This window comes from Microbacterium sp. bgisy207 (genome assembly GCF_965345035.1).
Classification (GTDB): domain Bacteria; phylum Actinomycetota; class Actinomycetes; order Actinomycetales; family Microbacteriaceae; genus Microbacterium.
Genome location: NZ_CBDRMG010000002.1, coordinates 131851 through 150762, shown reverse-complemented (window position 1 = coordinate 150762; position 18912 = coordinate 131851). Strand labels below are relative to the sequence as shown.

Sequence of the window (18912 nt, the reverse complement as noted above, 5' to 3'; positions counted from 1 at the left end):
CGGGTGGGCACGGTCAGGGAAGAGGGAGCGACACGGAGGGGAGGATGCTCAGGAACATCGGCGCGACCCCCAGGCAGAGGAAGGCAGGGAGCGTGCAGACGCCGAGCGGAAGGAGCAGTTTCGTGGACAGTCGCGCGGCCCGGAGCCTCCCATCCACCCGGGCCCGGTGACGATCGAGCGCGGCAGCGGACCGGAGGAGTTCGACGGCGGGCACGCCGGCCGCTTCCGAGAGCACGAGGGTGTCGCGGACCGCATCCGAATCGGCGGCGCTCGCTCCCCGGGCCTCACGGACGAGCTGCTGTGCACGGGAGACCGAGACCCCGCCGCTGAGCGCGATAGCCGTGAGGTCGGCATCCATCCCCGGCATCGCCGCGTCTCGATGAGCGGCGAGGGCGAGCCGGGAGGTCCAGCGGCGCCCCGCGAGGAGGAGGCCGACTCCGACGACGGCGCAGGCCCATCCCGCCGGCTCGCGCAACAGCGTCCCGACCGGGTCAAACCCGAGAGCGATCGCGAGGCCGATGCCCACCGCGGGCAGCCAGCTCAGGAGCCGGGCCGTCGAGGTCGGCTCGGCGAGCGCGACGCGGATCTCGTCGGCCGCCTGGGCGGCATCGCGCAGCACGTCGGCAAACGACCGGAGCGTCGGCGCAAGCGGCGCTCCGACGGCCGTGGCGATGGACCACGCCGCGGCCACCTCACCCCACATGCGCCGTTCGCGGTGTTCGAGGGATCCGCGGACGGGGTCGGCGCGTGTGAACCCGAACAGACCTGACCGCTCGGGCGGGGGCGGGTCCGTGCCCAGTGCAGCGAGCGCGCCGTCGAGCCGAGCTCCGCCACGAACGGCCTCCTGGACTCTGGATGCCCGTTCATCGCCCTGCTGCGCGAGGTGTTCCCAGGCGCGCGCCGGGGTGACGCCCGCTTCGAGCAGCACAGCGACGCGCAGCACGGTCTCGGCCACCGCGGTTGTCATGACACCTCTTCTATGCGGAGGCGGCCATCTGGTCCGAGCGCCGGACGGCCGAGCGAGCTCACCCGCCGGGTACCGTCCCGGTCGCGCGTCACGTGGATGACGACACCGATCGCGCTGGTGACCTGGCGCGCCAAGGCGTGGTCGGTCAGTCCCGCGAGCGCGCCGAGCGCCTCGAGTCGGGCCGGGACATCGGTGAGACTGTTGGCGTGGACGGTGCCGGCACCGCCGTCGTGCCCGGTGTTCAGCGCCGAGAGCAGTTCCCGGATCTCTTCGCCGCGGCACTCCCCCACGACCAGGCGGTCGGGTCTCATCCGCAGCGCTTCACGCACGAGCCGCGCCAGGCCGATACCTCCGGCGCCCTCGAGGTTCGGCTGGCGCGCCTCCAGGCGCACATGGTGCGGATGATCGAGGCGCACCTCGGCCACATCCTCGATCGTGAGGATGCGCTCGTCGTGTCGGGCTTCGGCCAGCAGCGCCGACAGCAGCGTGGTCTTGCCCGCTCCCGCCGCACCGGTGACCAGCAGGTTCTCCCGCGCCGCCACGAGCGCACGCAGTCGCTCGCCCAGTTCCGGGTCGAACATGCCGCGGCGGCCGAGTTCGGCGAGGGTGACGACCTCCAGCCGCGGCACGCGAATCGACACGAGTGTGCCGCTCACCGACACCGGAGGAAGAACAGCGTGCACGCGGGCGCCGCCGTCCAATCGCACGTCGACGCACGGGTGCGACTCGTCGATGTGACGACCACCGGCCGCGATCAGAGCGACTGCCAGCTCGCGCGCGTCGGACTCCTCGAGTGCGATCTCCGGCACCAGGCGCGGGCCCTGACCCGAGTCGACGAAGACGGACGCCCCGTTCACGAACAGGTCCGTCGTGCGCGGGTCCTCCAGATGTGGCCGCAATCGCTCAAGCGCCGGATGCCGCGTCCACTCCGCACGTCGCACCGAGCCGAGCGCCCCGGCGGCGTGGGGTCCCCGCAGGCCGGGCCCCGGCCGCCCCGGCAGGGCCGGTGGAAGGGGGACGAAGAGGTCTGGCATGCCTCGACGGTAGGCATCCAGTCGAGACGAGCGTGGCCGAGTCCGCCGGCCCGGGCGCAACGAGATCAACAGCGCGCCTGGGGAGGAATGCGCCGCGGGGCGAGAACCCGATACGCAGAAGGAGAGCCGTCTGCACAAAGAGAAGGCGGCATCCCATCGGGGGAGAGGGATGCCGCCGTGCGACACCGTTATCGGGGGTGGTCGGTGTCGCGATGCCAGAATCAGATGTTCGGCCGCGCACAAGCATACGCAACGGACGGGGGTCGTCACAATCCGTTGTGGAGAATCGACCACCCCCACTTCCGGAGGTAGTGTGCCCGGTGCGGTGCTGATTAGCCTTTTCGCTAGCTCTCGAGACGAGACGAATCACGAGAACCCCTCCAGCCCGCGAAGGAGCGAGCCGAATGAGCAGTCAGATCGACCACCTGCTGAACGAGACCCGGCGATTCGCGCCGTCAGCCGCTTTCGCCGAGAACGCGGTCGCTGGAGCCGAGCTCTACGAGCGTGCCCGGGAGGATCGCGAAGGGTTCTGGGCCGAGCAGGCGCGCGAACTGCACTGGCACACGCCGTTCACCGAGGTGCTCGACTGGTCGACCCCGCCGTTCGCGAAGTGGTTCGCGGATGGCGAGATCAACGTGGCCTACAACTGCCTCGACCGGCACGTCGAGGCGGGTAACGGCGACCGCGTCGCCCTGCTCTGGGAGGGAGAACCGGGCGATTCCCGCCGTGTCACCTACGCGGAGCTGACCGACGAGGTCAAGCGTGTCGCGAATGTCCTCGAAGGTCTCGGGGTCGGCGAGGGCGACCGAGTGGCGATTTACATGCCGATGATCCCCGAGGCGATCGCCGCGATGCTCGCCGTGGCGCGGATCGGCGCGATCCACTCGGTTGTGTTCGGCGGTTTCTCGGCCGACAGCCTGCGGGCGCGCATCGACGACGCCGGCGCGAAGGTCGTCATCACCGCTGACGGCGGCTACCGCAAGGGCAAGGTCTCGGCCTTGAAGCCCGCCGTGGATGCCGCGCTGAGCGACCGCGGCGCCGGCGAGCAAGAGACTGTCGAGCACGTCCTCGTCGTCCGACGCGGCGAGAACCCGGTCGAGTGGACCGAGGGCCGGGACATCTGGTGGCACGACGCCGTGCCGGCAGCATCCGCCGAGCACGAGGCGAAGGCGTTCCCCGCCGAGAACCCGCTGTTCATCCTGTACACCTCGGGAACCACCGGGAAGCCCAAGGGCATCCTGCACACCTCGGGCGGGTACCTCACGCAGGCGGCGTTCACGAACCGCGTCGTCCACGACCTGCACCCCGAGACCGACGTCTTCTGGTGCACCGCCGATGTCGGCTGGATCACCGGTCACAGCTACGTCACGTACGGGCCGCTCGCCAACGGCGCGACGCAGGTGATGTACGAGGGCACCCCCGACAGTCCGCACCCCGGCCGCTGGTGGGAACTCGTCGAGAAGTACGGCGTCACGATCCTCTATACCGCCCCCACCGCGATCCGCTCGTTCATGAAGATCGGTCGCACCGAGGTGCAGAAGTTCGACCTGTCCAGCATCCGTCTGCTCGGCTCCGTGGGTGAACCCATCAACCCCGAGGCATGGATCTGGTACCGCGAGGTGATCGGGGCGGATGCCGCGCCCATCGTCGACACGTGGTGGCAGACCGAGACGGGAGCGATCATGATCTCTGCCCTGCCCGGCGTCACCGAGACCAAGCCCGGCAGCGCCCAGGTTCCGCTCCCCGGCATCGGAGTGGACGTCGTCGACGAGAACGGCGAGCACGTCGGCAACGGCAACGGCGGCCTACTCGTGCTCACCGAGCCGTGGCCGAGCATGCTGCGCGGCATCTGGGGTGACCCGGAACGGTTCGTCGAGACCTATTGGGAGAAGTTCCGCGATCAGGGCTACTACTTCGCCGGCGACGGCGCGCGCCTCGACGAGGACGGCGACGTGTGGCTGCTGGGCCGCGTGGATGATGTCATGAACGTCTCGGGGCACCGACTGTCGACGACGGAGATCGAGTCCGCCCTCGTCGCCCACGAGGCCACCGCCGAGGCCGCTGTCGTCGGGGCGTCCGATGAGACCACCGGCCAGGCAGTCGTCGCGTTCGTCATCCTCAAAGAGAGCTTCCTGAAGGCCCACTCCCCCGAGGGACTGGCGGCGCAGCTGCGTGCGTGGGTCGCGGAGCAGATCGGCCCGATCGCACGCCCGCGCGACATCTACATCGTCGGTGAGCTCCCGAAGACCCGCTCGGGCAAGATCATGCGGCGCCTGCTGCGGGATGTCGCCGAGGGCCGCGAAGTGGGCGACACCACGACGCTCGCCGACACCGCAGTCATGTCGGTGATCTCCGCGCAGGTCCGCTGAGGTCGGCATCCGCCGGCATCCGCGGAGGCGTTTCAGAACCGAATCGTCCCGCGCCGGGGGATTGGTTCTCCGGGCGAACGTGGTGCTCAGGCGAGGGTGAAGATGACCTCGACCTCGACGGGGCTGTCCAGCGGCAGCACCGGAACACCGACAGCTGACCGGGCGTGACGGCCAGCGTCGCCGAAGACCTCACCGAGAAGCTCGCTCGCGCCGTTGATGACACCCGGCTGGCCGGTGAACTCGGGAACGGATGCCACGAACCCGGTCACCTTCAGTACGCCGGTGAGTTTGTCGACGCCGCCCGCGGCAGCCGCGGCGGCAGCGATCGCGTTGAGTGCCGACTGTCGCGCATAGGACGCGGCATCCGAAGCCGGAACGAGGCCGTGACCGTCGCCGACCTTGCCGGTAGCAGGCAGCGCACCCGAGACGAACGGCAGCTGACCGGCGGTGCAGACGAGGTCGCCGTGCACCTTCGCGGGGATGTACGCGGCGACCGGCGGGGCGATCTGCGGCAGGTCGATGCCGAGCTCTGCAAGGCGGGCGGAAATGCTCATCGGGTCACGCTCCGAACTGCTGGGCGGCGGTGGCTGCCGCATCGAGACCGGTGTTGGCGGCTCCCCCGCCGGTGGGACGCTTGAAGTAGCCGACGAGGCCGCCCTCGGGGCCGGGGACGACCTGCACCAGCTCCCACCCCTGCTTGCCCCAGTTGTTGAGGATCGCGGCGGTGTTGTGGATCAGCAGCGGCGTGGTCATGTACTCCCACGTGATCATCGGGGCTCCTGGGTGGTCGGCGGAGGCGGAGAGCGGATGCCTCCCGCTCGTCTCGACCTCGCGGGCGCGCGCGAACCTGTCGAGCCTTCGTACAGGAAGCTCCCTTACGATCAAGCCTATGCCTGAAACGAAACGAACGGCAGGCGGTGTGCTCGGCGGCCTCCTCGGTGTGGTCGGCCTCAGCACCGTTGCGGGAGTCCTCGTCGCCGCCACCGTGACGCCGGCGATCGCCCTGTCTGGTGCCGCGGCTTCCAGCGCCATCACGCTTTTCGACAATCTTCCCAGCGCGCTCGAGATCGACGAGCTGATGCTGCCCACGACCTTCTACTGGAAGAACCCCGACACGGGTGAAGACGAGGTCATGACGCAGTTCTATGACCAGAACCGCGACCCCGTGGGCTTCAACGACGTCGCTACGGTCATGTACGACGCGATTCTGTCCAGTGAAGACAAGAACTTCTACTCCCACGGCGGCGTCGACCTCGTGGGAACGGCCCGCGCCATTGTCTCCGGTGGCTCCCAGGGCGGTGGATCCTCCATCAGCCAGCAGTACGTCAAGAACATCCTCATCCAGAAGTGCGAGGCCGAGGTCGGCACCGGCGACACGGCGGACATGACGCAGGAAGAGAAGGACGCCGCCAAGCAGGCGTGCTTCACCGACGCAACGGTCGCCAGCGGCGTCGAGGGCTACCAGCGCAAGCTGCAGGAGATGCGGTACGCGATCGCCCTCGAACAGAAGTACTCGAAGGACGAAATCCTTCTCGGATACCTCAACATCGCCAACTTCGGCGGGCAGAACTACGGCATCGGCGCGGCCGCGCACTATTACTTCGGAGTAGACGCCGCGAACCTGACTCTCGGTCAGGCTGCCGCGCTCGCCGGAATGGTGCAGACCCCGAACCTGTACCGCCTCGACAGGCCGGACGGCTCGTGGACCGACAAGGACGGCAATCCGATCAACAGCGCGGCAGACGGCTACGCGCTCACCAAGGGCCGGCAGATCTACGTCCTTGACCGGATGCTCGCCGATGGCAAGATCACGCAGGAAGAGTACGACGCCGCCGTCGCCGAACCGATCGTGCCGGCCATCACCCCGGCGGACACCGGCTGCGGCGTGGTACCTGGAAAGGCCGCGTACTTCTGTCAGTACGTGCGCGGGATCATAGAGAACGACGAGGCCTTCGGCGCGACACCGGAGGAGCGCACGAAGTTGCTCAAGCAGGGCGGGCTCAACGTCTACCTCACGATCGACCGGCGCCTGCAGGCTGCCGCCGAACAGGCGATGGTCGACAACGTGCCCACCTCCATCGAGGGCTACACGAACGCCGACACCGGGCGCCTCGGTGCTGCGACCGTCAGCATCGAGACGAAGACCGGCCGCATCCTCGAGATCACGCAGAACACCAACTTCAGCGAGACCATCAAGGACGACCCGAACTACTCCTCGCTGGTGTATGCCGGTAACCAGAAGTACGGAAACTCGAACGGATTCGAGGGTGGCTCGACCTTCAAGGTCTTCACGCTGCTCGAATGGCTGCAAGAGGGGCACTCGGTCAACGAAGTGCTCAACGGCCGAGCTCAGATCTTCAAGAGCTTCCGCAACAGCTGCACCGGCGACATCTCGAACAACACGCTCATTCAGAACTTCGCGAAGAACCCGGGCTATGTCGGAACGCCCATGCGCTTCACCTCTGACTCCCTGAACACCGGCTTCCTGGCGATGGCTTCGAAGATCGACCTGTGCGGGATCCAGAACACCGTGGAGAAGATGGGCGTCCGGCTCGGAGACGGCAGTGTGGTGCCCGTCGAAGTGCCGTTCCAGATCCTCGGGTCCAACAACATCCCGCCGATCGATGTGGCCGCGGCGTACGCAACGATCGCGAACAACGGCGTCTACTGCACACCCAAGGCGATCGACCGCATCACGGATGCGAACGGCAACGAGGTCGCCCTTCCGGAGGCCTCGTGCACGCAGGCGCTCGAGCCGAACATCGCAGCGACAGCCGCCTACGCGCTGCAGGCGGTCATGACCAACGGGTCGGGGCGTGCATCGAATCCGTATGACGGCACGCCGGTTCTCGGCAAGACGGGTACCCACGAGGCGAAGCAGACCTGGCTCGTCGGGTCGAGCACGAACGTGACGACGGCCGTGTGGGTGGGCAACTCCGAGGGCTACGCGAACGTCGACCGGTGGCCCTGGAACCACCTCTACACTCGCCATTCGATCGCCCGTCCGATCCTCGCGGCGGCGAACTCGCTGTACGGCGGCGACGGGTTCCCCGCCCCAGATCCGAACCTCACCAAGACAGTGCTCTACGACCTGCCGAACGTTGTAGGCCAGAGCATCGAGGCTGCGACCAAGACGCTCGAGGATGCCGGCTTCGAGGTGATCGTCGGCGAGGCGGTCGACTCGACCGCGGGCGCCGGGATCGTCGCGCAGCAGGATCCGGGGGCCGGCAAGGTCGCTGGTGGAACGGCAGTGACGATCCGCCCGAGCAATGGCCAGGGAGTTTCGGTTCCCGCGGTGAGTGGTTCCGTCGACCAGGCGCGAAGCGCGCTCCAAGGCGCGGGCCTCAACGTCGCAGGGGGCACCTGCAGTAACCCCGCTGCCACTGCCACGGTGACCGGAACCAACCCCGGCGCGGGCACGGTGGTCGCTCGAGGCTCGACAGTGAACCTCAACGTGACGTGCACCGCGCCGCCGGCCCCCACACCGGCACCCACGCCGTGAGCTCACCGCTCGCGCGCACCGCCCTCACGACCCTTGGGGTCGTGGGGGCGGTCGGTGTCGGCACCGCTGTATGGGGAATCGGCATCGAACGCTACCTCTACGCTGTGCGACGTCATGATGTACGCATCCTGCCGCCCGGGTCCGCGCCGCTCCGGGTCCTCCACCTCTCCGACATCCACATGGCGCCGTGGCAGCGTCGAAAACAGCGCTGGCTGGCGGGTCTTGCCGAGGAGCTTCGTCCCGACCTGGTCGTGAACACCGGTGACAACCTCGGGCATGCAGAGGGGCTGGCCGGTGTTCGAGCGGCGCTGGACCCCCTCCGTGGCATCCCCGGTGTCTACGTCCACGGGTCGAACGATCACGACGCGCCCCTCCCCCGCAACCCGCTGCTGTACTTCTCGGGACCGTCGAGGGCCGTGCCGAAGCCTCAGCGGCTCGATGTCGGCGCGCTCGACGCGTACCTCCAGGAAGAGCTCGGCTGGAATGAGCTCAACAACGCAGCGGCCACGCTCGTCGCGGGAGATCGGGTCGTGGCTGCCTTCGGCGTGAGCGACGCCCACCGTCACTGGGACCGCCTCGAGGTCCTTCCGCCGCTCGTCGAGTCGCTGACTGCGCAGTCCCCCGCGCTCACGATCGGTGTCAGCCACGCCCCCTACCGGCGGGTGCTCGACGCGTTTACGGGCCTGGGCGCCGACATGATCTTCGCCGGGCACACGCACGGCGGTCAGGTGCGGATGCCGGGACTCGGCGCCCTGGTGGCCAACTGCGACATCCCGCTCGACCAAGCACGGGGTCTGAGCACCTGGTCCGCCGACGGCCGCTCGGTACCGCTGAACGTCAGCGCCGGGGTCGGGCATTCGATCTACGCGCCGGTGCGCTTCGCCTGCCGCCCCGAGGTCTCGATTCTCACCCTCCGCGCTGTCAGCGCGTGATTCCGAGCTGGCGCAACAACTCGTAGCCGGTGGGGTCGTCGGGCAGGAACCAGTTGAACCCTTCTTCCACGAACACGACGACCATGTTCAGGACGATCGTGGCGAAGAAGGCCCAGACGATGACCCACGCGATCGTGCGTCCGGCGCGTCCTGTGGGGGCCACTGGCTCCAGAGCCGTGCCGAACATGAGCACGACCCCCACGAAGAGCGCGACCACCACGAAGGTGATCAGCGCCCACGTGTACAGGTGCAGTCCCATGATGGCGGTGCCGTATCCCGGGTCACCCGGAAGGATGTGGAGCTCGATCTGCCGCGTGGACATCGTCGCCCCGACAATGGCTCCGACCAATGCCATTCCCAGCCCCGTCAGGTAGCGAGGTGTCGTGAGGGTGCCGCGCAGCGTCTGGACGACGATGTAGACGGCACCGAGAGTCGCCGCGATCATGGCCATGCGCTGCACGATGCACAGCGGGCACGGCATTTCGCCGAAGCCGAACTGGAAGACGAACATCGCTGTGGACAGGATGCCGAGGTAAGCGGCGATGAACAGGATCTGGGCCCAGAAGCCCAGCACTCGAAGAAGGGGACGCTCGTTCATCGGTGACCTCAGAAGTTCAGGGGAAGCACGCTGGTGACGTGGTGGAGGAAGAGGAGGAATGCGGCGACCGTGGCAAGTGCCCAGCCCCCGATGACGACAAGGCGTGAGCCGCCGCGGATGATCAGAAAAGCCACCACCGCGAACAGCCCGAAGATGAGAGTGTCCATAAGGCACGTATAGCGCACTCCGGCGTGGTTCGGTGGGAGCCACCGCGTCGGGTAGACTCGGAGGGTTGCCACGGGGTGTGGCGCAGCTTGGTAGCGCGCGTCGTTCGGGACGACGAGGCCGCAGGTTCAAATCCTGTCACCCCGACCATGTAGACATGACGGTGTCGTCGCCCCCTCCCGGAAGGACCCCGATGAGCACCCCTCGCCTGGTTGCATTCGACCTCGACGACACCCTCGCTCCCTCCAAGAGCGCGATAGCTCCCCGGATGGGCGATCTGCTCGTCGCGCTCGCCGAGCGCGTCGAGGTCGCGATCATCTCCGGGGGTCAGCTGGCGCAGTTCACCGCGCAGGTTGTCGATCAGCTCCCCGAAACCTCCACCGCCACGCGCGCGCGGCTGCACCTGCTGCCCACCTGCGGTACCCAGTACTACCGGCTCACAGCTGACGGCATCGACACGGTCTACGCCCACTCGCTCACGGATGACGAGAAGCAGCGCGCGTTGACCGCCGTCGAAGAAGAGGCCAAGCGCCTGGGACTGTGGGAGTCGGAGACCTGGGGCGAGATCCTCGAGGATCGCGGCTCGCAGATCACCTTCTCGGCACTGGGCCAGAAGGCACCGGTCGACGCGAAGATGCGGTGGGATCCCACCGGCGAGAAGAAGAACACTCTCCGCGAGGCAGTCGCTGCCCGCCTGCCCGACCTGGAGGTGCGTTCGGGCGGTTCGACATCCGTCGACATCACCGCACGCGGCATCGACAAGGCCTACGGGATGCGCAAGCTGGCCGAGCAGACCGGCATCTCCCTCGACGACATGCTCTTCGTCGGAGACCGCCTCGATCCGGATGGCAACGACTACCCGGTCCTCGCGATCGGCGTCACCTGCCACGCTGTCGAGGGCTGGGAGGACACAGCCGAGTTCCTCGAGGTGTTCATCCCCACGCTCCCCCAACCCGCCTGACCCGGCTCCCCATCCGCGTCAGGCCGTGGATGCGCTCATCTGCGCGTAGTACCCGCGGATGTGATCTGTCACCGCGGCTCGTGCCGCATCCGCATCGCCCTGGCCGATCAGATCGACGATGTGATGGTGCTCCTGTCGCAGACGGGCAGCTGCCCCCTCCCAGTCGGCGATCCGACGGACACCCCGAGCCACGTAGCTCTCGATCGCGTCGCGCAAGCCGCCCATCATCGCCACAGTGACCCCGTTGCCGGCGGCTTCGGCGAGAGCGAGATGCAATTGGGCGTCGAGCGCGACGAACTCGGCGGGCGTGAGCGACTCGTCATCCATCGCGGCCAGCACCCGGCGGACCTCATCGAGCCCGGCCCCCTCCGACTGGGCCAGCTCGGCGACGACAGCCGACTCGAGCGCGATCCGGGTATGCACGACGTCCTCGATCGCGAAGCTCTGAGCCGCCATCTGCAGCCGCAGGAGCGCTGACATGCCTCCGGTCGGGGTGCCGATGATGATGGCGCCCGCACTGGGACCCGAGCCCGTACCCGTGCGGATCAGCCCCATGACCTCGAGCACACGCAGCGCTTCACGCACGCTGGAGCGACCGACGCCGAGCGTCGTGGCGAGCTCTCGCTCGGAGGGCAAACGATCGCCTGGGCCCACCCGCCCACTCATCAGATCGCCTTCGATCCGGTCGAGCACGACTCGCCAGGCTTTGGCCGGGGCATCCGTCACACGCACTCCTTCGTCGCCCTCAGGCTACCGAGTGGTCTGACCACCACCAAAACCCGCGCCCGAAGTACCCGGATCCTCGGCACCGGCGCTAGCGTGGGGGCATGGATCCCCTGCTCATCGTCCTCGGCATCGCCGCAGCTGTGTCGATCTTCTGTTGGGTCGCCTCGCTCATCACGAAAGACACCTCATGGGTCGACCGGATCTGGTCCATCGTGCCAGCGGTGTACGTGTGGGTGTTCGCGGTTGCGGCGCTCGTTGCCGGCGAAGAAGCGACGCGCCTGGTCGTGATGGCGATCCTCGTCACCGCCTGGGGGGCGCGCCTCACCTTCAACTTCGCGCGCAAGGGCGGGTACACCGGGATGGAGGACTACCGCTGGGCGATCCTGCGGGCCCGGATGACGTCCTGGCAGTTCCAGTTGTTCAACATCTTCTTCATCGTCCTGTACCAGAACGCACTGCTCGTGCTGATCTCCCTCCCGGCGTTCATCGCGTGGCAGAACCCGACGGCGTTCACTGGATGGGACGCGCTCTTGGCGGTGCTGTTCGCGCTCTTCCTGATCGGCGAGTTCATCGCCGATCAGCAGCAGTGGGACTTCCACAAGGCGAAGCAGGCTGCGGGCGGCTCCCTCGAGCCCGGCTTCCTCACCACAGGGCTGTGGCGCTACAGCCGTCATCCGAACTTCTTCTTCGAGCAGGCTCAGTGGTGGGTCTTCTACGCACTGGGCGCCGCGGCGGCAGTGTCGGCGGGTGCCGGAGTGTGGGGCGGCGTCCTCAACTGGACGATCATCGGCGCTGCCCTGCTCACGGTGCTCTTCGTCGGCTCGACCGTGTTCACCGAGTCGATCTCGGCATCCAAGTACCCGCTCTACGCCCACTATCAGCGGACCACATCGATGCTCGTCCCTCTGCCGCCGCGGCAACGTACCGCCGAAGCCCGCGCATGACGCGGCCGATCAGCGAACGTCGATGCGCCCGCCCGACTCCCGCAGGTAGCATTCCGCGCACATCGACTCGTAGGTGACCCGGTCGGTCGAGAGCTCATCGATCGCGACCTGATCGCCGTCGAAGACGAAGCGACCGCCCACCAGACGCGCGTTGAAGATCGCTTTACGTCCGCAGCGGCAGATCGTCTTCAGCTCCTCCAGGGAATGGGCAAGCTCCAGCAGCCGCCGCGATCCGGGGAACGCCTGCGTGCGGAAGTCGGTGCGGATGCCGTACGCCAGCACCGGAACACCGTCGAGGACGACGATCCGCAGCAGGTCGTCGACCTGCTCGGGCGTCAGAAACTGCGCCTCGTCGATGAGCAGACACGCAACGTCGGCGTGACGCCCCTCCGCTTCGGGCACGAGCGCCTCGCTCTCGCGCTGCACCAGTTGCTCCCGATGGTGCGAGAACAGTGCGCGCAGATCGGCGACGGGCGGAATGAGGAAGTCCACCGGCCGGGTCACGCCGAGCCGACTCGAGATGTGGTCGGCTTCCTTCGTGTCGATCGCAGGTTTGGCCAGCAGCACGTGCTGGCCGCGCTCCTCATAGTTGTACGCCGCCTGCAGCAGTGCGGTCGACTTTCCGGAGTTCATCGCTCCGTACCGGAAGTAGAGCTTCGCCACGGTCGATCTCAGCTCGCTCGGTGAACGCCGCTCACGCCTTGAGGGCGAGAACGCTCGCGGTCTCGGCGAGACTGCGCCGTGCGGCATCCGGATCGCCGTTGAGGTGGCCGCCGTAGCTCGGGATGAGCTCTCGCAGAGTGCTCTCCCACTCGCCGATGCGGTCGGGGAAGCTCGACTTCAGGAGAGTGAGCATGATGGCAACAGCCGTCGACGCCCCCGGGGAGGCGCCCAGAAGGCCCGCGATCGTCCCGTCGGCCGAGCTGACGACCTCTGTGCCGAACTGCAGCACGCCGCCCTTCTCGGGGTCTTTCTTCATGACCTGCGCACGCTGGCCCGCGTTCAGCAGAATCCAGTCCTCGTCCTTGGCCGTCGGCATGAAGGTGCGGAGGCTGTCGACCTTGCGCTTCTTGTTCTTGAGCAGCTCGCCGATGAGGTAGCGGATGAGGCTCGGGTTATCGATGGCGACCTTCAGCATCGGCCAGAGATTGCCCGGCCGGACCTGCGCGACGATGTCGAAGATCGAACCGTTCTTCAGGAACTTGGGACTGAAGGTCGCGAACGGCCCGAACAGCAACGAGGTCTCGCCGTCGACCACGCGGGTGTCCAGGTGCGGCACCGACATCGGCGGGGCGCCGACGGATGCCTGCGAGTAGACCTTCGCGCGGTGTTGGGCCACGAGCGCCGGATTGCTGGTCTTGAGCCACTGCCCACCGATCGGGAAGACCCCGTAGCCCTTGATCTCGGGGATTCCGGACTTCTGGAGGAGCTTGATCGCCCACCCTCCGGCCCCGACGAACACGAACCTCGCACGGGTCTTGCCCGGTGTGCGTCCGACCTGGTTGCGCCACGACACCTCCCAGGTGCCGTCCTTGAGCTTCTTGAGCCCCGTCACCTGACGGTCGGTGACGACGTTCCCGCCGCGGTGGCGCAGGTTGTCGAACAGCTGCCTCGTGAGGGCGCCGAAGTCGACATCCGTGCCCGCCGGCACCCGTGTCGCCGCGAACGGCTCGTCGCTCTTGAGCCGCTTCTGCATGAGCAACGGCGCCCACTGGTTGATGACCCGGGAGTCTTCGCTGTACTCGATACCGGCGAACAGCGGCTGGGTCTTCAGTGCCTCGTAGCGGCGCTTGAGGTAGGCGACATCCTTCTCACCACGCACGAAGGTCATGTGCGGTGTCGAGTTGATGAAGGTCGACGGTTCATCGAGGATGCCGCGCTCAACCAGCGACGCCCAGAACTGGCGGCTGAGCTGGAACTGCTCGTTGATCGAGATCGCCTTCGCCGGGTCCACGCTGCCGTCAGGACCGGCCGGCATGTAGTTGAGTTCGCACAGTGCGGCGTGACCGGTGCCCGCGTTGTTCCACGCGTTCGAGCTTTCGAGGGCGACATCGCCCAAGCGCTCGTAGACCTCGATGGTCCAGTCCGGTTCGAGTTCAGAGAGGAATGTGCCCAGGGTGGCGCTCATCACACCGCCACCGATCAGCAGGACGTCGACGGGTTCGGTCACCGGTCAAGTCTACGGGCGGTCGAGAGAGGGCTCAGACCTCGGCACCCAAGCGGGCGGCAACGAGCTCTGCGATCTGGACGGCGTTGAGGGCTGCGCCCTTGCGGAGGTTGTCGTTGCTGATAAACAGCACGAGCCCCCGGCCTTCGGGTGCCGACTGGTCTGCGCGGATCCGTCCCACGAAACTCGGGTCCTTGCCCGCCGCCTGAAGCGGGGTCGGCACGTCTTCCAGGCGGACACCGGGCGCGTCGGCAAGGATCGCGCGCGCCCGCTCCGGGGTGATCTCGCGCGCGAACTCCACGTTGATGCTCAGGGAGTGGCCGGTGAACACCGGAACCCGCACGCACGTGCCGGCGACGCGAAGGTCAGGGAGCTCGAGGATCTTGCGACTCTCGTTGCGGAGCTTCTTCTCCTCGTCCGTCTCGTTCAGTCCGTCATCGACGAGGTTGCCGGCGAAGGGGATGACGTCGAAGGCGATCGGCGCGACATACTTCACCGGCTGCGGGAAGTCGACGGCCGACCCGTCGTGGACGAGATCAAGCGTGTTGCCCTGAGCAAGCACGCCCTCCACCTGTCCGAGCAGTTCCTGTGCTCCGGCGAGGCCCGAGCCGCTGACGGCCTGGTAGGTCGACACGATCAGCCTCTCGAGGCCGGCTTCGGCATCCAGCACCTTGAGCACGGGCATCGCAGCCATCGTCGTGCAGTTCGGGTTGGCGATGATGCCCTTGACGGCGTCGGTGATCGCGTGGGGGTTGACCTCCGCCACCACGAGCGGAACCTCGGGGTCCATACGCCACGCGCTGGAATTGTCGATGACGACGGCCCCGGCCTCCGCGAAGCGCGGAGCGTGGGCCCGGCTACCGGTCGCACCAGCGGAGAAGAGGGCGATGTCGATGCCCGCCGGGTCCGCGGTCGCCACGTCCTCGACGATCACGGTGTGACCGCCGAACTCGACGGCCTGCCCGGCGGAGCGCGCCGTCGCGAACAGCCGCAGCTCGCGAATCGGGAACGAGCGTTCCGCGAGAATCTCGCGCATCACGGTGCCCACCTGACCGGTGGCGCCGACGACGGCGACGGAGAGTCCTGAATCGGAGATGCGGGTCATGGGAGACGATTCTATCGGCCGGTGCCGGCGTAGACCGTGGCCTCACTGTCGGCATCCAGCCCGTAGGCGGTGTGCACGACGCGCGCTGCCTCAGCGATATCGGAGCCGCGGAGCACGACCGAGATCCGGATCTCGGAGGTCGAGATCATCTCGATGTTGATGCCGGCGACGCTCAGCGCCTCGAACAGGGTCGCCGAGACACCGGAGTGGGTGCGCATGCCGGCACCGACGACCGAGAGCTTTCCGATCTGATCGTCGTGCACGAGGCTCTCGAAGCCGACCTCGCTCTGGTCGGCCGCGAGCGCCTTCAACGCGGCTGCGGCGTCGTGCTTGGGGAGTGTGAAGGAGATGTCGGTGCGGCCGGTGGCTGCAGCCGACACGTTCTGCACGATCATGTCGACGTTGGCGCCGGACTTGGCGACGATCTTGAAGATCTCTGCCGCCTTGCCAGGGACATCGGGGACGCCGATGACCGTGATCTTGGCCTGGCCGAGGTCTGTGGCTACCCCCGCGACGATCGGTTCTTCCATGGTGTCTCCCTCCGGAGCGTCGGGACGGGTCTGGCCGGGGCCCAGCACGTAGGTGCCCTCGCTCGAGCTGAACGTCGATCGGGCGTGGATGAGCACGCCGTGACGGCGCGCGTATTCGACGGCACGGATGTAGAGCACCTTTGCGCCGTTGGCCGCGAGCTCCAGCATTTCTTCGCTCGAGATCGCATCGAGCTTCCGCGCCATCGGAACGACGCGCGGATCTGCAGTGAAGATGCCGTCGACGTCGCTGTAGATCTCGCAGACGTCAGCCTCGAGAGCCGCAGCGAGCGCAACGGCCGTCGTGTCCGAACCACCGCGACCGAGGGTGGTGATGTCGCGGGTGTCGCGGTTGAATCCCTGGAAACCGGCGACGATGACGATCGCACCCTCGTCGAGGGCCTCCCGAAGCCGAATGGGTGTGACATCCACGATGCGGGCGGCGCCATGGGTGGCATCCGTGATCATGCCCGCCTGGCTGCCGGTGAAGGAGCGGGCTTCGAAACCCATCGACGAGATGGCCATGGCAAGCAGCGCCATCGAGATGCGCTCCCCGCTGGAGAGCAGCATGTCGAGTTCGCGCGGCGCGGGAATCGGCGCGACCTGGCCGGCGAGGTCGAGCAGCTCGTCGGTGGTGTCGCCCATCGCGCTGACGGCGACGACGACATCGTGCCCGGCGCGACGGGTATCGACGATCCGCTTCGCGACGCGCTTGATGCTCTCGGCGTCGGCGACCGACGACCCGCCGTACTTCTGGACGATCAACGCCACGTGCTGCTCCCGGGATGATGGGCTCGGATGCGAACCCCAGCGTCCCATTCTACGGAGCGTGCATGCCGGGCACGTCATGCCCCGTCTCCCAGCGGCCGCGCACGCAGACGCTAGCATTCGAATCATGGGCGAGTTGGAGAGCTGGAACGACTTCAATGTCGCACTGGCCGGTGCGACAGCAGCCCTCGCGGGTCTGGTCATCGTGGCGGCGAGCGTGAACATCGGCGCCATCGTGAAGGAGCGGTCCCTGACAGCGCGTCTGGGAGCCGCGGTCGCCACATTGGTGCTCGCTCTTCTGCTCTCGATGACGGGGCTGGTCCCGTCGATCGGCCCGACCGTGTACGGGATCGTCGTTCTCGGGACGACCGCGATTGCGACGGTGTTCCAGGCCGCGGCGGCGCGGAGCGTCTTCGCGAACCACGACCCCGCGAACCGGATGCGCGCACTCAAGGCCATCATCGGGTTCGTGCCGCTGGCAGCGTATGCGGCCGGCGGCGTGCTGCTGGTCTCGGGATCGAGCGCGGGTCTGATTCCACTGGCGGCGGGAGCGCTGCTTGCCATCATCAGCGGGCTGCTGGTGTCGTGGGTCGCGCTCGTCGAGGTTCTTCGTTAGCCGCCTGAATCGACCCGTCTGGCTCGACCTGCCGCTCGATATCGAGGCTGCCCGTAGACTGAGTCGCTGACCGCCGCCACCTCGGGAGTTTTTCGCGCCATGTCTCGCCGGCGCCGCCTGCTGCAACCGCTCGACCGGCTGTTGCGCGCCTCCTCGGATTCCGCGCCGCCCACCGAGACACTGCCCGTGGTCGACGACGCGACGGTGATCGGCATCCTCGACCTGGCGGTGCGCATCGGACAGACGATGCTCGCGACGGGCGCGTCGGCGAGTGATGTCACCGCGACGATCGTGCGCGTCAGCGCTGCCTACGGCCTCACTCCGGTGCACGTGGACGTGACCTACAACTCGATCACCGCGTCCCACCACCACAGCGGCGCGACCCGCCCGTTCACGCTCCTGCGCGTCGTGCGCCAGACCGCCCCCGACCATGACAAGCTGCGGCGTCTGCAGTCCCTGGTCGCCGACATCGGACAGGGTCTGGATCTGGCGCAGGCCCGCATTCTGCTTCGCGAGATCCGCCGCGCGCCGTTCCGCTACGGTCCCGGAATCGTCATCGTCGCCCAGGCGACGTTGGCCGTCGGCGTCGCGGTGATGTTCGGTGCGGGGCCGCTCACCGTCGCGATCGCGTTCGTAGCAGCCGGAGCCGCCGCGATCACCCAGGCGCTGCTCGCCCGAGCCACCGTGCCCTTCTTCTTCAGCCAGATCGCCGGCGCGCTCGTACTCACGCTCGTCGCCGCGCTGACCCCACTGCTGGCAATGACCGCGATACCGGGCGGCAACAGCATCCGCCCATCGATCATCGTCGCCTCGGGTGTCGTGCTCATGCTCGCGGGACTGACCGTCGTCGGCGCCGCGCAGGACGCGATCGATGGCTTCGCCCTGACCGCAACCGGACGGATCCTCGAGCTGACGACGCAGACGCTCGGCGTCGTGCTCGGGATCCTCGCGGGTCTCCAGACGGCACGCGTGCTCGGACTCGCGATGGAGCCGCCGAGCGAAGCTCTGCCCCTGGGCCCTGTTCCGCTTCAGTTCGCAGGAGCCGCACTCATCGCCATCGCGGTGGCCGTGTTCAACGGCGCGGGAGCACGAATCGTGGTGGTCAGCGCCGTCCTCAGCGTCGTCGCGTGGCTCGGCTTTCTTGCGGCATCGAGCGCGGGACTCGAGGTCGCGGCCGCCAGCGGTATCGGCGCGTTCGCCGGCAGTTTCGTCGGAGTGATCGCCGCCTATCGACTGCACGTTCCGGTCGTCGCTATCACCACCGCTGCGATTCTTCCGATGGTGCCGGGGGCGGCGGTCTTCCGCGGCCTGCTCGGCGTCGTGGAGTCTGGCGATGACACTCGCGTCATGCTCGAAGGTTTCGGCACGCTGGCGGTGGCGGGAGTGATCGGCGTGAGCCTCGCCGTCGGCGCATCGCTCGGGATCTACCTCGGACAGCCGGTGCGGGCTTCCCTCGGCGGCGTCGCCCGCGCTCGCGCCCGGCTGCGACGCTAAAGCGGGCGGCCGCGCAGGGCGCGTCGCTACCCCGCCG

Annotated in this window: 18 protein-coding genes and 1 tRNA gene; 8 read left to right on the top strand and 11 right to left on the bottom strand. The window is 67.7% G+C overall.

The annotated features are described in order from the left end of the window. Positions 1-13: 13 nt before the first annotated feature. The gene (locus ACSGC5_RS02355) at positions 14-967 is read right to left on the bottom strand and encodes a type II secretion system F family protein (protein WP_434968998.1); all 954 of its coding nucleotides are present in this window, start codon (positions 965-967) and stop codon (positions 14-16) included. Continuing rightward, positions 964-2001, bottom strand: a complete 1038-nt coding sequence (locus ACSGC5_RS02350; RefSeq protein ID WP_434968997.1) for a TadA family conjugal transfer-associated ATPase — start codon at positions 1999-2001, stop codon at positions 964-966. The genes ACSGC5_RS02355 and ACSGC5_RS02350 overlap by 4 nt, the downstream gene beginning before the upstream one ends. 404 nt (positions 2002-2405) lie before the next feature. On the opposite strand from ACSGC5_RS02350, the gene acs reads away from it, so the two are divergent. Then, the gene (gene acs, locus ACSGC5_RS02345; RefSeq protein ID WP_434968996.1) at positions 2406-4370 is read left to right on the top strand and encodes an acetate--CoA ligase; all 1965 of its coding nucleotides are present in this window, start codon (positions 2406-2408) and stop codon (positions 4368-4370) included. A gap of 86 nt (positions 4371-4456) precedes the next feature. Here acs and ACSGC5_RS02340 read toward each other — a convergent pair whose 3' ends face one another. After that, on the bottom strand, positions 4457-4924 hold the full coding sequence (locus ACSGC5_RS02340) for a RidA family protein (RefSeq protein WP_434968995.1): 468 nt from the start codon (positions 4922-4924) through the stop codon (positions 4457-4459). A 4-nt stretch (positions 4925-4928) separates the two neighbouring features. After that, on the bottom strand, positions 4929-5141 hold the full coding sequence (locus tag ACSGC5_RS02335) for a DUF4177 domain-containing protein (RefSeq protein ID WP_434968994.1): 213 nt from the start codon (positions 5139-5141) through the stop codon (positions 4929-4931). A gap of 118 nt (positions 5142-5259) precedes the next feature. On the opposite strand from ACSGC5_RS02335, the gene ACSGC5_RS02330 reads away from it, so the two are divergent. Continuing rightward, positions 5260-7872: a transglycosylase domain-containing protein gene (locus ACSGC5_RS02330; RefSeq protein WP_434968993.1), complete on the top strand. Its 2613-nt coding sequence runs from the start codon at positions 5260-5262 to the stop codon at positions 7870-7872. Further along, entirely contained in the window at positions 7869-8804 is a 936-nt protein-coding gene (locus tag ACSGC5_RS02325; protein WP_434968992.1) for a metallophosphoesterase, read from the top strand. Before ACSGC5_RS02330 ends, ACSGC5_RS02325 begins: the two co-directional genes overlap by 4 nt. Here the strand turns inward: ACSGC5_RS02325 and ACSGC5_RS02320 are convergent. Next, the gene (locus tag ACSGC5_RS02320; RefSeq protein ID WP_434968991.1) at positions 8794-9402 is read right to left on the bottom strand and encodes a disulfide bond formation protein B; all 609 of its coding nucleotides are present in this window, start codon (positions 9400-9402) and stop codon (positions 8794-8796) included. The two genes, ACSGC5_RS02325 and ACSGC5_RS02320, sit on opposite strands and share 11 nt — an antisense overlap. Before the next feature lie 8 nt (positions 9403-9410). Continuing rightward, a complete protein-coding gene (locus ACSGC5_RS02315; RefSeq protein WP_434968990.1) occupies positions 9411-9569 on the bottom strand; it encodes a DUF5993 family protein in 159 nt (52 codons plus the stop codon). A 71-nt stretch (positions 9570-9640) separates the two neighbouring features. Between ACSGC5_RS02315 and ACSGC5_RS02310 the strand changes: the two genes are divergently transcribed. Both ACSGC5_RS02310 and ACSGC5_RS02305 read left to right on the top strand, forming a co-directional pair. Further along, positions 9641-9717, top strand: a tRNA-Pro gene (locus tag ACSGC5_RS02310). Between the two features lie 43 nt (positions 9718-9760). Beyond that, on the top strand, positions 9761-10528 hold the full coding sequence (locus ACSGC5_RS02305) for an HAD-IIB family hydrolase (protein ID WP_434968989.1): 768 nt from the start codon (positions 9761-9763) through the stop codon (positions 10526-10528). A gap of 18 nt (positions 10529-10546) precedes the next feature. Here ACSGC5_RS02305 and ACSGC5_RS02300 read toward each other — a convergent pair whose 3' ends face one another. Continuing rightward, complete coding sequence (locus ACSGC5_RS02300) at positions 10547-11254, bottom strand: FadR/GntR family transcriptional regulator (RefSeq protein ID WP_434968988.1); 708 nt, start codon at positions 11252-11254, stop codon at positions 10547-10549. A gap of 101 nt (positions 11255-11355) precedes the next feature. Here ACSGC5_RS02300 and ACSGC5_RS02295 point away from each other — a divergent pair, with 101 nt between their 5' ends. Next, complete coding sequence (locus ACSGC5_RS02295) at positions 11356-12198, top strand: DUF1295 domain-containing protein (RefSeq protein WP_434968987.1); 843 nt, start codon at positions 11356-11358, stop codon at positions 12196-12198. A gap of 9 nt (positions 12199-12207) precedes the next feature. Here the strand turns inward: ACSGC5_RS02295 and ACSGC5_RS02290 are convergent, their stop codons facing one another. Genes ACSGC5_RS02290 through ACSGC5_RS02275 form a run of 4 tightly spaced genes read right to left on the bottom strand, consistent with a single transcriptional unit; the run spans position 12208 to position 16768 of the window. Next, on the bottom strand, positions 12208-12861 hold the full coding sequence (locus ACSGC5_RS02290; RefSeq protein WP_434968986.1) for a thymidine kinase: 654 nt from the start codon (positions 12859-12861) through the stop codon (positions 12208-12210). A 31-nt stretch (positions 12862-12892) separates the two neighbouring features. Next, positions 12893-14368, bottom strand: a complete 1476-nt coding sequence (gene mqo, locus ACSGC5_RS02285) for a malate dehydrogenase (quinone) (protein ID WP_434968984.1) — start codon at positions 14366-14368, stop codon at positions 12893-12895. A gap of 31 nt (positions 14369-14399) precedes the next feature. Continuing rightward, the gene (locus ACSGC5_RS02280) at positions 14400-15470 is read right to left on the bottom strand and encodes an aspartate-semialdehyde dehydrogenase (RefSeq protein ID WP_434968983.1); all 1071 of its coding nucleotides are present in this window, start codon (positions 15468-15470) and stop codon (positions 14400-14402) included. A gap of 11 nt (positions 15471-15481) precedes the next feature. Then, positions 15482-16768, bottom strand: coding sequence for an aspartate kinase (locus tag ACSGC5_RS02275; protein ID WP_434968982.1), 1287 nt, complete (start codon positions 16766-16768; stop codon positions 15482-15484). 124 nt (positions 16769-16892) lie between these two features. On the opposite strand from ACSGC5_RS02275, the gene ACSGC5_RS02270 reads away from it, so the two are divergent. Then, positions 16893-17381, top strand: a complete 489-nt coding sequence (locus tag ACSGC5_RS02270) for a hypothetical protein (RefSeq protein ID WP_434968981.1) — start codon at positions 16893-16895, stop codon at positions 17379-17381. Between the two features lie 99 nt (positions 17382-17480). Then, complete coding sequence (locus ACSGC5_RS02265) at positions 17481-18875, top strand: threonine/serine ThrE exporter family protein (protein ID WP_434968980.1); 1395 nt, start codon at positions 17481-17483, stop codon at positions 18873-18875. Positions 18876-18912: the final 37 nt, after the last annotated feature.